Source organism: Arcanobacterium hippocoleae, assembly GCF_040360365.1.
GTDB classification, from domain to species: domain Bacteria; phylum Actinomycetota; class Actinomycetes; order Actinomycetales; family Actinomycetaceae; genus Arcanobacterium_A; species Arcanobacterium_A hippocoleae_A.
The window spans coordinates 1,410,436-1,424,631 of record NZ_CP136412.1; the positions used below are offsets into that span (position 1 = coordinate 1,410,436).

The window sequence follows — 14,196 nt, forward strand, 5'->3', positions numbered from 1 at the left end:
TCACACAGCCAGGCGGCTCATCAGAGCATGCAGGAGACACATCCTTCAACTTCTGTACCTTCCAAAGCTGCCTGACGAATCCGCATATAGTACAGTGTCTTGATTCCTTTTCGCCATGCGTAAATGTAGTTTTTATTTACATCGCGCGTAGTGACTGTATCCGGATAGAACAGCGTGAGTGAAAGCCCTTGATCAACGTGCTGTGTAGCGACGGCATACGTATCAATAATTGCTTTCGGACCGATTTCGTATGCGTCTTTATAGTATTCACGATTTTCGTTCGTCATATATGGAGCCGGATAATATACTCGGCCAATCTTGCCTTCTTTCCGAATTTCAATCTGCGAAACAATCGGGTGAATTGAAGACGTCGAATTATTGATATATGAAATAGAACCGGTTGGCGGTACTGCCTGCAGATTTTGGTTATACATGCCGTAAGCTTGGACATCTGCTTTTAGCTGACGCCAGTTCTCCTGCGTTGGAATTTGCACCCGCGCAAAAGCTCTTTCACCCGTTCAGTACGCGGAACCCATTCCTGCTCAGTGTATTTATCAAAGAAAGTTCCTTTCGCATAGTCTGAGTTTTCGAAGTTTTCGAATTTCTCACCGCGTTCTTTTGCAAGCTCCATTGAAGCGCGAATCGCATGATAGGCAACCGTGTAGAAGTAAATATTCGTAAAATCGAGTGCTTCTTCGCTGCCGTAATGAATCCGCTCCCGGCCTAAATAGCCGTGCAGGTTCATCTGCCCCAGTCCGATAGAATGCGACATTCTATTTCCGCGTTCAATCGACGGTACTGAAGAGTTATCTGCACGGTCAGAAACTGCTGTGAGGGCACGAATTGCGGTTTCGACCGTTTTTCCAAAATCTGGAGAATCCATCGTCTTCGCAATATTTAGCGAACCCAGGTTGCATGAAATATCTTTCCCCACCTTGGCATAACTTAAATCTGCATTGAACTGCGAAGGTTCAGAAACTTGCAGAATTTCCGAGCAGAGATTCGACATCGTAACTCTGCCTGCAATTGGGTTAAGTTTGTTTACCGTATCTTCAAATACAATGTACGGATAGCCAGATTCAAACTGAATTTCAGCTAACGTCTGGAAGAAATGCCGCGCGTTTATCTTTGACTTGCGAATCCGCTTATCATTAACCATTTCTTCGTATTTTTCCGTCACTGAAATCTCCGTAAACGGCTTCCCGTATACGCGCTCAATATCGTAAGGGGAGAAAAGGTACATATCCGCATTGCGTTTGGCTAACTCGAAAGTAATATCCGGAATAATCACACCGAGCGAAAGCGTTTTAATCCGAATCTTTTCGTCTGCATTCTCACGCTTCGTATCAAGAAACCGCATAATATCAGGATGATGCGCGTGCAGATAAACTGCTCCGGCGCCTTGGCGTGCGCCAAGCTGATTCGCATAAGAAAAAGCGTCTTCAAGCAGTTTCATTACCGGATTTACCCCGGAAGATTGATTCTGAATCTTCTTAATCGGAGCGCCTTGTTCCCGCAGATTCGAGAGATTTAATGCCACACCGCCGCCGCGTTTTGAAAGCTGCAGCGAAGAGTTAATTGCACGCGCAATTGATTCCATATTGTCTTCAACACGCAGCAGGAAACATGAAACTAATTCACCGCGGGCAGCCTTACCGGCATTCAAGAATGTCGGTGTGGCCGGCTGGAAGCGGCCGTTGATAATTTCTTCCATTAGTTCCATTGCATACTCTTCATTGCCGTTTGCGAGAGTTAAAGCAACCATGCAGACACGATCTTCATAGCGTTCAAGGTAGCGGGTACCGTCGAACGTTTTCAGAGTATAGGAAGTGTAGTACTTAAACGCACCAAGGAATGTTGGAAAACGGAACTTGTGCGCATAGCATGCTTTGAAGAGTTTTTTGATAAATGTGAAATCGTACGCTGCAATCACGTCTTGTTCGTAATATCCCTCTGTAAGCAGGTAATCAATCTTCTCTTCGAGGTCATGGAAATATACGGTGTTTTGGTTTACATGCTGCAGGAAGTATTGCCGGGCTGCCATCCGATCGGCAGCAAACTGAATCTTGCCGTCGGCATCATACAGATTCAGCTGTGCATTCAGTGCGTGGTAATCCAATCCCGGAACAGTGATTTCTTCACCAATGTCAGTTAGAGTTGTGTCCAAAATTCTTCCAATCCCTCTTGTACTTTCTTCACATCTTCAGGTGTACCAAGCAGTTCGAAACGATACATATGCGGTACTTTTGCCTTTGCACTGATAATATCTCCGGCGAGACAGTATGCTTCACCAAAATTTGTATTCCCGCTGGAAATGACTCCGCGAAGCAAGCTGCGATTATGTGAATCGTTGAGAAACTTAATCACTTGCTTCGGGACTGCGCCTTTCTGATTTCCGCCTCCGTACGTTGGAACTATCAGCACGTACGGTTCAGTAATCTGAACTGGTTCATCATGCGGCCGAAGCGGGATTCGCTGTGCCGGAAATCCAAGCTTTTCAACGAAACGTTTCGTGTTGTTCGTCGCGGACGAAAAATAGACAATCTGTACCATCTATATCCGTTCCTCCTGAGAATTATTTGACAAAACCTGCGCATCTCCCGCTTCTGCAGCACTTCTGTTTGTGCAGCGAAAGCTGCATCTCCGCCTGCGTTTGGCTGTTCGCCGCGAAAGTTTGGCTGTTCGCCGCTAAATTTTAAACGCTTATCTTTCTTTTTCAACACGCATTAAACACGCGGATAATGCCGCAGCACCCAAATTTAGCTGCGCACGTTTAAGCAGTAACAACCGCAGCTGTGCTCTTTACCAAAGCTTTAATCTTGTCTGGGCGGAATCCAGCCCAATGATCCCCGTCTGCAAAAATAACCGGCGCTTGCTGATATCCAAGCGCTTTGACGGTAGCGAGAGCTGCTTCATCCTGAGTTAGGTCAACTTCCGCAAATTCCAAATTGTTCTTCTTCAGCGCCCGCTTTGTTGCATTGCACTGCACGCAATTCGGCTTGGTATAGACCGTAATACTCATCTTTCCACTCTCCTTCTGCCAGTGATTCACTAGCCGTATTTCTCTGCAAATTGGCATAAAACCAAATCGGTACTCGTTTTGAGCGCCACAGACAAAAACACTACACCTAGTGGCACCATTTTCGCTGCACCACTAGATGGTGTGCCTTGTGCGAAATCTCGCTTTGTGTATTTTTCGTTTCTGTTTGCCTGTGGAAAGCTCTGACATTCAGGTGGAGCAACTATCGAAATCAGAAACAAAGGAAAGAAGAAAACCACACAGTTACTCCACCGAATGAAAATCAAAATTGAGCCAACGTTTCCCGAAACTTTGCCTCAAATTAAGATATTTCAACTATCGCACGCCTAACCCGGGAAATTTCCGTGCCTTTTTGAAATAGAACTTCGCTTTCTTTGCAAACAAGCCAAAAAATACGTTTCAAACTACTTTTCACAAAAATTTCTCCACTTAAACACAGGCTGTGGATAATTCTTTATCGACTTAGCCACAGAAATCAGATATTTTATCCACAGGAGTGGATAAATGAGGAGACTGTGTCATTTCCCGCAAATGAAAATCGTGCCCCGCTCTCGGCGTGGCGAAAATTTCGGGCGTGTCTAACTTGAGTTAAAAAGCTCGGCACATTTTGTTTGCATTATTGGTATCGGCTGACGTAACTGATGGCAGGATCTCCGCGAGTACCCGTAACTGGTGGCACAATTTGTATTTTTTAAACGTAACTGGCGGCAAAATGCCCTGTACGGTTACGTAACTAGTGGCAAAATGGATAGTTTTAATTAACGACGGGAGCGCCGTCGTTCCGGTAAGCCTGTAACCAGCGATAATACAAGCACTTCCGACGGCAATAATCCCAACCCGAGTTCTTGCCACCACTTACGTGAAGAAAATAAGTTCCCGCCACTAGTTACGTAATAAGAACGAGTTCTTACTGTCGGTTGCGCGGTGCTGCGAAACCCTCACCCGTAAACCTATCGGCTGGAAAGAAAATACCAACAAACGCCGACACCGTCTCTACGATACTCCAGCACCCCTGCCAACGGCTAATACGAACATAAGCCTTATCGCCACACCAGTATGCCGACCTTGAACACGCCTATCAACACCTCAACCCGGCCCAGCCCGCACGGGAAATCCTGCACTTTCAAAACACTCTCACCGGCCTAGCGAAAACCAAAACCGAAGACCTCAATGCAGCTGTTCCCACACCTCGAACCCTGCTTCATTAGCAGAGTCAAGGCCGGTGAATGCAGGTAAGGTGAAGCCTCAAGGTGTTTCCCAGTTCTTAGGATTCCGTGGGGCAGCAGCCTGTTTTGCTGCATTTAGTGCCGGGAAATTCTTCTAGTTCTGCTCAGAAGATTATGCACCTTATGCTTTACCGTAGAGAATGTCCCATGCCTGCTGTGCGGGCTCAATAGTGAAACCAGTAAGTTTACTTTCAGCCAGGACGTGTGCAATATCAGCAGTAACAACAAGCCCCCACGCGTAAGGATTACTGGGCGGGAAATACCCTACACGATCGTCAGCACCAGAAAACCTCACAAGTGAATAGCCCGCAACATCAGGACTGCGTTTACGACGAATCGTTACCGGCCGCACCTCCATCCCCGCAACACCGCAAGCTGTGAAAACCTCAACCAACCTTTGAGAAAAACCCGTTCGCTTAATCCCGGCCACAACCAATCAACAAGCCGCCCCCAGCTCCAGGGCGCCAGCCACAAATCTTCAGGAAGAGCGCTCAAACCCTCATGAATAATTACTTTCTCATAATCTCTTCCATCAGGAAGAGTAGCCGGATAATCCTGATTCTTTCCCTCCCACATGAGTCTGACCCACAGGGTGCCCGAACTGCCTTTTGGTTCTATTACATACCGATTCGCTAATTCCATGATGTTCCTAACACCTTGGCGGGTACTGACGCAAAACCGCAGTACGCTTATTTAACACTGACTTCTTCGACGGATACGGGAATATTTTAAACCATTCATCCCATGATTTATTCGCCTTATAAGCTTTCGAGCGATGATCATACTTTTCCCGCCACACAAGATACTTCGGATGATGAATCGAATCACCGCCCTTAAACTTTGCTCTTTCATACTTGACTTCAAACTTAACCGGGAGCGCATGATGCGCCCCGCAACGATTCCCAGGATTTTTTGCAAAATAGATAGCCAGATTATGCCGAATATTACTCTTAATATACGAACGATATTTCGCTACCGCAGCTTTAATCTCTTTCTTTGCAAGCTGCTGAACCGCCATCCGCCCAGCCTGCACCAAAGCAGGCGCAGCAACACGCTGAAATAATATCCGACCACCCGCCGCGAGAAGCGGTACCAAGAAAGCAGGATCAGCAACTATCGGATACGCATAGGTACCGGATAGTCGGAAAACAGATTGGATTAAACAGCGAAAAATTACCGCAAACTGCTAAAAACTCCCCAATAACCACTTTCGCATTGCTAAACCAGTGAATAATCAGCAAGATAGGCATGTGGAATCTTTTTTACGAAATATATCAGACATAAAGGCTTGCGCGTCACCAGACCGCGAATTGCCGTACTCGAAGAACTCGCTGAGCACCCGCACTCCTCAGCTGAAGAAGTTCGAATTGGGGTAACAAAACGTCTCGGGTCAATCTCCACCCAAGCAGTCTATGACGTACTCCATATCCTGACTGAGAAAAATCTGCTTCGCTGTATCGAACCAAAAGGGTTGGTGCCGCGTTATGAGCTATCGCGAAATCACAACCACCATCACCTGGTTTGCCGCGAATGTTCGCAAATCATCGACGTGAAATGCAAAAACCCAAATCCTCCCTGCCTTGATATTAGCAATCCGCACGGTTTTATTATCGACGAAGCCGAAATAACTTTCTGGGGATTTGCCCGAACTGCAGAGCGGAAAAGAATCCGGAAAGCGAAGAAAATGTTAAATAAAAACACGGTCGGTCAGCTGAAAATAGCAGGCAATACGGCTGAATATACTGAAAAAATACCGCTCGAAGCAGTATTTGCAGCAGCCATGCCGGAAGAAGCTGCAGAACTATTAGATACGCTCTGCAAATATCTGAAAACCGTTTATCCGAGTGCAGAAATCGTATTAAGCGACCTTACAGGCGCACCTGGAAGAATCCAGCTGATTTCCGTCGCAGAGGATTTGAAAAACACCGGGAACGAAACCGGAGAAAAAGCGAAGTATCCCGCAGCCGAAACAGTCTCACTCAGAAAACACCGCGATTCATTCTCTGCACCAGCGGAATCGGCATGGTGAACGCAGCTGCCGCACTCAGCGCAATCCTTACCAATTTTGCCCCAAAATCGTTCTCTGCGCCGGTTCGGCCGGAGGACTCCACCCAAAAACCCGAGTCCGCGATGTAGTTATCGGCACTGAATATATAAATTCACGCGCCGACGCAACAGCTTTCGGTTATGCGCCGGGGCAAGTCCCAGGCAGTCCGGCAAGCTTGCATGTTAGCAAAGAAATCTCCGCCGCAATTGCCCAAACCCTGAAAAATATCAGCAAAACACTCCCGGAAATTACTGCTTATTCCGGCCAAATGCTCAGCTCGGACGCATTTGTTACCGACGCAAACGCAGAAAACACCCGCACGCTTTTCCCCGACGGAATCAGCGCCGATATGGAATCGCAGGCTTTTGCACAAACCGCAAGCAGATTCGAAAATACCCCATTCGCCGCAATCCGCGGAATTTCCGATCTTTGCGCCGCTCCGGAGGACCAGTCAATTTCTTTCCATGCCGAACTTTCTGATGTCGCTTCACGCGCCGCAAAAGCGGCATTGGAAATATATAAATCCTATACTGCATCGCTTTCCGCACAGCCTGAGAACTAAACAGTTTTCGCTTTATTCAGCTGTGAAAAGTTTCATCCCTGCCGCTTTTCTGCAAACAGGCAGGGATGAAAGTTCGGCTGTGCGGTCCGTCGCCCCTCCCAAAAAATATGCGGCGCCCCGAATGCGCGGTGCCCCAAAACTTCAGCGTTCAGAAATCAGCCCAAACCAAGCTGATCCAGCACAAAAGCGTACTCGCCTGCACGATTTTCCCAACGTTGGTAACGCCCGGATCCGCCAGCATGCCCGGCGGCAAGCTCCGTCTTTAACAAAATCGGACGCTGCACACCCAACATCGGCATCTCGGCTGTATCCAACACCTCTGCCGTATCCGGCACTTCGGCTGCAGCCGAATCCGCTGTCGGCGTATCTACCGCAGGATTCGGCGTTGTTTCATGACGGTAATTTAAGGTTTTTGCCCGCAGCTGCGCCACCCATTTCGTCGGTTCAATAAAACTCACCCGCACATCGTTTAAGGAAGTCGCTGCCAAAATCGCCGGATAATCTACCTCAGCAATGTTCTCATACGGTGAATAACTCTGCATATAGGCATACACTTCCGGCGAGACAAGCGGATTCCCCATTCCTCCCACTCACCAACCGTCAACGGCAGCTCCGGCTTCAAAATAGTGGTCAGCGCATCTACAAACGGGACGCCAGCAAGTACCACCCGATAAAGTTCCGGAGCAAGATTTGCGATTGCTCCCATCAATAATCCGCCGGCAGAACGCCCTTCTGCCGCAATCCGCTGCGGATCAAATAGCCCAATATCTACCAGATGGCGTGTAGAATCTACAAAATCGGTGAAAGTATTGCGTTTTTCCAGCAGCTTCCCATGCTCATACCAGGCACGCCCAAACTCTCCGCCGCCGCGCGGATGTGTAAACGCAACCACCACACCGCGGTCAAGCAGCGAAATCAGCAGATTATTAAACCACACATCATTCGAAATTTCGTATGATCCGTATCCGTACACATAACCCGGATTCTTTCCGTCGCGCCGGATATCTGCTTTGTGTGCGACGGTAATCGGAATTCGTGTCCCGTCTTCCGCGGCAGCCCACTCAACATATTCCACATAAGCGTTTTGGTCGAAATTCGGCACTTCAACAAGCTTCAAATCGTGAAGCTCCCGCGAATCAATCTGATATTCACTGACCGTTAACGGAGTAATCAGCGCTTCCCGCGTAATTTGCAATACCCGCGAATTCCACTCATGATTCGCCCCAAATTCCAGTGTCTCGCCCGGATTCGTCGGCAAAGATTCACCCATCTCCCACTGCAAATTTTGCCCATCACGGCGAATCATCCGAATCTGCGGGGCGCCTTCCGAACGCATCGCGACGGCTGCAAATTCAGCAAATCCTGCGAGTTCAGCCACTCGTTCCCCTGGCTGCGGAGAAAATATTACCGGCAGTTCACTAAGATCAAACGGCGCAATTTCGTTTACAGCAGCAATTTCAAAGTCCGAATTATTCAAATTGTGCATAATTAACATGCCGTTGGAAGCAGGCTCGGCATAATACTCAATCCCGTCACGGCGCCCGCCGAGAGAGAACGGCGCCGGTTCATGCAGATTCTGCAGTTCAAGATTTGCAGCAGAAACATCCTGCCGCTCCGCGGAGGTCTCTGCGAAAAGCTCCGGCACCCGCAAATCAAGCAAATAAACTTCACTGGTTGTCCGTGAAGAAGTATTCAAAATCAGCCAATTTCCATCACGTGATTGGTCAATCCAAACCTCAAAACGTTCGTCGTTCTCACGCCAAAGCAGCACATCACGGCTTGAAGCGGAACCAACTTGATGTACCCACAGTTCGCAAGTACGCCAGGCCGCGTCAGCACGTGTGTAATAGATTCGTGAACCGTCGGCATTAAAAATCAAACCATAAGTTGCGCCGGCTACCGCATCGTCAACAACCGCACCGCTCGAAATTTCATGAATCCGAATCCGGAACGTTTCTCCGCCGGAATTATCAATCGCTAACGCACATAACTTACCGTCGCACGAAAGAGTCTGCGAACCAATATTGAAAAATTCCTCCCCTTCAGCCAGTGCGTTTGCATCGTAAATCAGTTCCGCCCGCGCAGCTACTTCCGGATTCTCGATGTATGGACGTTCTGGAAAATCTGCAAGCGGAAGCCGCCAAAACCGCGGATATGCCGCGCCTTTAACTGTTTCCGTCCAATACCAGTATTCTCCCCGCCGTGCCGGCACACTCACATCATCTTCTTTGGTGTGCGCCGCATATTCACCCACCAACTTTTTCCGCAAATCTGCTAAATGCGCCGTCTGCGCGGTATAGTACGCATTTTCTGCACGTACATGTGCGAGCACTTCCGGTTCCGGAGCGGAACGAATCCATTCATAGTCATCAGTAAAATCGTCGCCATGAAAAGAACGCGTGATTGGGCGCGGCTCAAGCAGCGGATATGCGGATGATTTTTCAGCAAACTGCTCCTGCATATTGACTGCAGGTTGGATTTGCGTGTTGAGGTTTACTTCTTCAGCCATAGCTCCCATTGTAAAAGAGAACAGCCGGAAAAGTCATGCACCAGCCTTCCAGGTTAACGGCTGAAAACAGCTGCATAAATTTTGTTTTCGTGCGGCAATATGGGAAAGCTGCAATCTCAATCTTCCCGCAGCTGATAAGCCCGAAATTTGCCGCCAATAAACACTAATGAACGCCAATAAACGCCAATAAAAAGGAATAGGAAAAAGGGAATGACGGCGGGGCAGCTGCACAGCTGCATTACTCCGCCGCCGCGCAATATGTTTATCGATCACTGCTTACATCAGCTGGCTTTCAGCAAACTCGACGGTTTCCGCAGCCGAAACACTGTTCGGCAGCGGCGTGTCTTGAATCTGAGCTTGCATCTGCGCCGTATTTGGGTTCGTTCGCGGATCACCAGCTGCAGCAGCCGGCTCGCGCACATTCCCCGCAGCCGGTACCGTTTCGGTTTCCGCTCTTGCCGTCATTTTCTTTGCATTCTTTCCTATTTTTTGGAAAATCAGGAGCATCTTCTTCCGGAAAATGATTGCCAGCACGATGAGCACAACTAAAAGTCCGCCCAGCACAATCATCACGATTAACATCGTCAGCGAACCTGTTACCACGCCTGCACTGAAATTAATCGCTCCGGAAGCGGCGGAAAAAGTGAAATCAGGAAAGAAAGCGCGGAAATAAAGCACAGCGGGGTTAACTTGGCTTGCGCTGCGGATAAGAACCGTACTCTAATCTCCGGCGGTTTGGACAAATTGCACTGGCTTGTTTCATATCACACTGGTTTTTGCATTGCCGCTGTATGTTTTATATTGCCGCGGTATGCTGCAAAATAGGCATCAGTGGGAATTTAGCGCATTCTTAGTTAAGGTGGAATGCATGGAACACGAAATTGTGGTGCACGCATGGGCTGACGTCGCCTGCCCGTGGTGTTGGCTTGGGAAACGCCGTCTAGAAAAGGAATTGCACTTTCGGGCGCAAAAGTGGCTGTTGAATATCACTCTTATCAGTTGCGCGCCGATGCTCCTGCGAGCACGAACGAGACTTTGGCAAAGCATTTGGCGAATTCTCATGCAATTCCATTGACGGAAGTATCTGCAAGCTTTGCAAAAATCACTGAGTTGGGTGCGGAGTATGGAATTTCCTATGACTGGAATGCAGTACAGCCGGTGAACACTTTCCTCGCACATCAGCTGATTTATGCGGCGAAAGCTACTGGGCAAAATTCGGAAGAAGCGGCTGTAAAAGGCGGGGAAATGTTTGAACGCCTTTGGAAAGCCTACTTTTCTGAGGGCGCAAATATCGCAGACTCAGATACGCTAATCGATATTGCGGAAGAATTGGGGATGGATCGCGAGCGCACCGAAGCTGAACTTGAATCTGGCGAGCACGCCGATTCGGTCCGTGCCGATATCCGTGATGCTGCGCGGATTAACATCACTGGTGTACCGTTTTACGTGATTGGCGGAAAACTCGGTGTTTCCGGCTGCCAACCAGCTGAAATTTTCGCCGACGGAATCAAACAGGCACTTACGCAAATGCGTGCAGAACCGCAGCTCTAAGTTTCAAAAGTGATAGATTAACGGCAGCAAACACCCCGACTTCCGCCATTTAGCAAAATTTTACCGCTTTCAAGCCCGCCTGAATATACTGCTTGAAATGCCGGAAAACAGCGGAAGTCAGGGAAAACTGTCTAGTAGCGAACGTCCGCCGCTGATATATAGCCCGCTACTGCTGATGTGCGGCAGTTTGCGCTACAGCCAACCGATCTACAAACTCGTTCGCCACATCACCGTTATGGCCGCGCACCCACTCAACTTCCGTCCGCCCAATCCGGCTTTCATAAAGATTTAACAGCCGTTCGATAAGCTCGCGGTTCAGCACTGGTTTACCGTCAGATTTACGCCAGCCGCGCTTGCGCCAACCGGGCGCCCACTTCGTCATTGAGTTAATGACATATGAAGAGTCTGCACGAATTAGCAGCGATCCTTGTGCGCCCACATATTCGAGTGCTTTAATCATTGCGGTAAGCTCCATAATATTATTCGTGGTCTGATGCGCACCGCCGCTTTCATGATAACCAGTCTTTTGCTCCACGAACGCCCACCCGCCAGGCCCAGGATTACCCGAACACGAACCGTCTGTAGCCACAATAAAATCAAACCCTGGCTTAATTACGCCAACTGGCCCGCTCGTTTCCATCTGATACTCCCTCATGATTCCTGTATTTCTGAACTTATCTCTGCCTGTTTACCGCTTTCTATTCTGGCATATAACCACGCCAAGGCAACTATCAGTATGATTGACTTTTATTCGCAGCTCGGGCGGAAGCCAAGCGGCAGCAGCGATACTCAAACAAATTATCTATACAGAATGGCTACATACTGCTTTTGGAATCATTAATCATTAAATTCTGGAAAACCACAAGGGATTATTCCCATCGCCACTTCCAGTGCAGGATCAACACCCATCATTTCCTCCCACATTTCATCACGCTGCATAAGGGAAAAACAACTTCCCAAATTTAAAGCCGCTGCACACATTTGTATAACCTGCGCCATGTGACCAGCATCAAGGAATAAGCAACGATAAGAACGGGCAGTTTGATATTTCCATTTAAGGGCAGCAACATTTCCAGTAAGAAAAATAATAAATGCAGCGTTTAACATCCATTTTTGACCAGAGACAGCTTCAAGTAGAAAATCATCTGAAACGCTCGAAGAACACCACTCCAGAGCATTACTTTCAGGCAAATAACGATAACTACCTGGCATCAAACCATCCACATTACGCACATAAACATAAAGTTCTGTTGAAGCACGCCCACCACCGGATGCCGCTGCTCTAAAATAATTTCCCGAAAAATATCATCCTCTGTCCGTATTCGTGACTCTGAAACGCCAGCACAGTATTTAAGAAATTCACTGAATATCTTAAGAGAAACCGCATTTACTGAAAAACTTCTTATACTACGACGCGACTCTAATATTTCAATAAAAGAAACTTCATTAATTGTCTCTACTCGCGGTAGAGAAACTACTTTAGCGACACTATCTTCTATTGATTCTAGCGACCAAAACCTTTCCGGCGGAGGAAGTATTTCAATTTTCTCTGCTAAGCGCTTTCTATCTTCTTCTACCGTAAGAACACGTGTTTCACGATTCGTCCGTGTGGAAAAATTAAACAATCTTGCAAGACTACCCCAACCTGACCAAGTAGTTAAGTAATCCAATTCGCGACTGTATCTTTCACTAGTAATATCAAGTAAAATCTGCAATTGTAAAAACTGCTGAACTCTGTACATACCAATATCATGTCTAGCTAATTCAATTAACAGTTCATCATTCACTTCACGTACACGTTTAAAAATTCCAAGCAAAGGAAGATCGGAATTATTGATTGGAATCTGTTTATGATTAAGCACATCATCCCATATAAGCAATCCGTCCCTTACCATCAACACCCCGAACTTAGATGCAGCTATCTTCACTTCTAAACCTTTCTAAAATATATTTAGTTACCGCACATGTAACTCGATGATCATTAGCTGATTTTTCAAAATATTTCCAATCTCCTAATAAATTTACTTCTAGAAATATATGGTCACCTTCCTCTGTGACAAGAAAATCAAAGGCACCAAATTCAATTGATGCCTTCCTCTGGAAGTCATATATTAGTTTTCGGAGTTCAATTCCCACATCTATCGGCGCTATTTTCAGATTTTCACCACAATCCCATAAAGAATCGGCATTACTCTTACCAGTCACTGAATATCCAATAATGTCAGTCCCAATTAAATAAACTCGTATTTCATAAGCATGTTCTATAAACGGCTGAACCATAACAGGTACTGGCTCTTCTTCCGCGTTAATGATCTCATCACGCAAAACTATTTTCGGAAAAATTCCCTTGAGCGAACAAGGTGGCCAATGAATCCAATGAGATCCAATCGGTTTGACAATATATTTCTTAATCCCATCACCAAAAATATTTATAGCTTCTAAAAGGTTAGTCACAACTACAGATTGCACTGTACACATACCGACGCAAGAAGCAATTTCAACCTGCCGCATTCTACTTCTACAAACAGATTTCGCATTAATACTAATAGAAGAAACTTCTGATATATACTCCATTAACGCATCACTCTGTGAGCCAATATAAACATCCCTATCTTTCACCATTCCAGACGAAGATAAATAATCGACGCATGTAAAATGTCGCCTCCAAAATAATAATGGTCTAAGCTTTTCACCCTGCTTTGTATAAATAATTCCGTTCAGAATTGTCGATATTTTATTGTCGGTAATATCAGAATCAAAACGAAGCATCCTTATTCCGTATTTTGCTAAATACAACGATAAATGACTTATTTCACTATCATCACTACTCGTCGCGACAATAATGCAATTCACCACATTTTTAACGTCAGGCGCGACACCAAGATTAAACATTTTTGATTGAAAATCTACATCTTTTGTTTTTCTTGAATAAACATAGGGAGAAGTTCTAAAAAGAATCGGTTCCACTTAACACCTCAAAAGTTAGAGATAAAAAAGGCTGTACCAAAAAATTCGAACAGAACATTCCCGGATAATCTAAAACGATATATTAGATTTGGAAAATTCTAATCGAAACTTTTGATACAGCCCATAAAAATAAATTAGTTATCTTTCTTGATAATCCAAGCGGAATCCATAAAACAGTAGTCGTCGACAAAATTACTAATACGTTCATCTGCAGTAACTGTTGTTTGAGATTCCACTAGCTCGCTAATTTGATTGGCTAGTTCTACCATCGAAGACATATTTCACCTCCTTTAA

Annotated in this window: 14 protein-coding genes and 2 pseudogenes; 3 read left to right on the forward strand and 13 right to left on the reverse strand. The window is 46.5% G+C overall.

Going from position 1 to position 14,196, the window contains the following annotated elements:
- Window positions 1-20: 20 nt before the first annotated feature.
- The 6 genes and pseudogenes from nrdE to RQN30_RS07295 all read right to left on the reverse strand — a co-directional run bounded on the left by nrdE (window position 21) and on the right by RQN30_RS07295 (window position 5,362).
- A pseudogene (nrdE, locus tag RQN30_RS07270) lies at window positions 21-2,167 on the reverse strand (class 1b ribonucleoside-diphosphate reductase subunit alpha).
- Window positions 2,152-2,553, reverse strand: coding sequence for a class Ib ribonucleoside-diphosphate reductase assembly flavoprotein NrdI (nrdI, locus tag RQN30_RS07275; RefSeq protein ID WP_353059903.1), 402 nt, complete (start codon window positions 2,551-2,553; stop codon window positions 2,152-2,154). Before nrdI ends, nrdE begins: the two are co-directional and overlap by 16 nt.
- 220 nt (window positions 2,554-2,773) lie before the next feature.
- On the reverse strand, window positions 2,774-3,022 hold the full coding sequence (nrdH, locus tag RQN30_RS07280; protein ID WP_353059904.1) for a glutaredoxin-like protein NrdH: 249 nt from the start codon (window positions 3,020-3,022) through the stop codon (window positions 2,774-2,776).
- Window positions 3,023-4,387: 1,365 nt separating this feature from the next.
- The gene (locus RQN30_RS07285; RefSeq protein ID WP_353059905.1) at window positions 4,388-4,624 is read right to left on the reverse strand and encodes a hypothetical protein; all 237 of its coding nucleotides are present in this window, start codon (window positions 4,622-4,624) and stop codon (window positions 4,388-4,390) included.
- Window positions 4,606-4,908, reverse strand: a complete 303-nt coding sequence (locus RQN30_RS07290) for a hypothetical protein (protein ID WP_353059906.1) — start codon at window positions 4,906-4,908, stop codon at window positions 4,606-4,608. Before RQN30_RS07290 ends, RQN30_RS07285 begins: the two co-directional genes overlap by 19 nt.
- A 7-nt stretch (window positions 4,909-4,915) precedes the next feature.
- On the reverse strand, window positions 4,916-5,362 hold the full coding sequence (locus tag RQN30_RS07295; RefSeq protein ID WP_353059907.1) for a hypothetical protein: 447 nt from the start codon (window positions 5,360-5,362) through the stop codon (window positions 4,916-4,918).
- Between the two features lie 192 nt (window positions 5,363-5,554).
- Between RQN30_RS07295 and RQN30_RS07300 the strand changes: the two genes are divergently transcribed.
- A complete protein-coding gene (locus RQN30_RS07300; RefSeq protein WP_353059908.1) occupies window positions 5,555-6,295 on the forward strand; it encodes a Fur family transcriptional regulator in 741 nt (246 codons plus the stop codon).
- Entirely contained in the window at window positions 6,270-6,875 is a 606-nt protein-coding gene (mtnN, locus tag RQN30_RS07305; RefSeq protein WP_353061805.1) for a 5'-methylthioadenosine/S-adenosylhomocysteine nucleosidase, read from the forward strand. The genes RQN30_RS07300 and mtnN overlap by 26 nt, the downstream gene beginning before the upstream one ends.
- Window positions 6,876-7,030: 155 nt before the next feature.
- On the opposite strand, the pseudogene RQN30_RS07310 reads toward mtnN, so the two are convergent.
- Both RQN30_RS07310 and RQN30_RS07315 read right to left on the reverse strand, forming a co-directional pair.
- Window positions 7,031-9,393, reverse strand: a pseudogene (locus RQN30_RS07310) (S9 family peptidase).
- A gap of 267 nt (window positions 9,394-9,660) precedes the next feature.
- Entirely contained in the window at window positions 9,661-10,062 is a 402-nt protein-coding gene (locus tag RQN30_RS07315; protein ID WP_353059909.1) for a hypothetical protein, read from the reverse strand.
- Between the two features lie 237 nt (window positions 10,063-10,299).
- On the opposite strand from RQN30_RS07315, the gene RQN30_RS07320 reads away from it, so the two are divergent.
- Complete coding sequence (locus RQN30_RS07320; RefSeq protein WP_353059910.1) at window positions 10,300-10,935, forward strand: DsbA family oxidoreductase; 636 nt, start codon at window positions 10,300-10,302, stop codon at window positions 10,933-10,935.
- Window positions 10,936-11,101: 166 nt separating this feature from the next.
- Here RQN30_RS07320 and RQN30_RS07325 read toward each other — a convergent pair whose 3' ends face one another.
- The 5 genes from RQN30_RS07325 to RQN30_RS07345 form a co-directional block, all read right to left on the reverse strand.
- Window positions 11,102-11,575, reverse strand: a complete 474-nt coding sequence (locus tag RQN30_RS07325) for a ribonuclease H family protein (protein WP_309956264.1) — start codon at window positions 11,573-11,575, stop codon at window positions 11,102-11,104.
- 197 nt (window positions 11,576-11,772) lie between these two features.
- Entirely contained in the window at window positions 11,773-12,168 is a 396-nt protein-coding gene (locus RQN30_RS07330; RefSeq protein ID WP_353059911.1) for a SagB/ThcOx family dehydrogenase, read from the reverse strand.
- Complete coding sequence (locus RQN30_RS07335; protein WP_353059912.1) at window positions 12,147-12,863, reverse strand: hypothetical protein; 717 nt, start codon at window positions 12,861-12,863, stop codon at window positions 12,147-12,149. The genes RQN30_RS07330 and RQN30_RS07335 overlap by 22 nt, the downstream gene beginning before the upstream one ends.
- A complete protein-coding gene (locus RQN30_RS07340) occupies window positions 12,844-13,902 on the reverse strand; it encodes an MvdC/MvdD family ATP grasp protein (RefSeq protein WP_309956268.1) in 1,059 nt (352 codons plus the stop codon). Before RQN30_RS07340 ends, RQN30_RS07335 begins: the two co-directional genes overlap by 20 nt.
- A gap of 134 nt (window positions 13,903-14,036) precedes the next feature.
- The gene (locus tag RQN30_RS07345) at window positions 14,037-14,180 is read right to left on the reverse strand and encodes a hypothetical protein (protein WP_353059913.1); all 144 of its coding nucleotides are present in this window, start codon (window positions 14,178-14,180) and stop codon (window positions 14,037-14,039) included.
- Window positions 14,181-14,196: the final 16 nt, after the last annotated feature.

Excerpts from the sequence above, each read along its gene's own strand:
- RQN30_RS07345 (WP_353059913.1), bottom strand. The coding sequence starts at position 14,180 with ATGTCTTCGATGGTAGAACTAGCCAATCAAATTAGCGAGCTAGTGGAA.
- RQN30_RS07290 (WP_353059906.1), bottom strand. The coding sequence starts at position 4,908 with ATGGAATTAGCGAATCGGTATGTAATAGAACCAAAAGGCAGTTCGGGC.
- nrdH (WP_353059904.1), bottom strand. The coding sequence starts at position 3,022 with ATGAGTATTACGGTCTATACCAAGCCGAATTGCGTGCAGTGCAATGCA.
- RQN30_RS07325 (WP_309956264.1), bottom strand. The coding sequence starts at position 11,575 with ATGGAAACGAGCGGGCCAGTTGGCGTAATTAAGCCAGGGTTTGATTTT.
- nrdI (WP_353059903.1), bottom strand. The coding sequence starts at position 2,553 with ATGGTACAGATTGTCTATTTTTCGTCCGCGACGAACAACACGAAACGT.
- RQN30_RS07285 (WP_353059905.1), bottom strand. The coding sequence starts at position 4,624 with ATGGAGGTGCGGCCGGTAACGATTCGTCGTAAACGCAGTCCTGATGTT.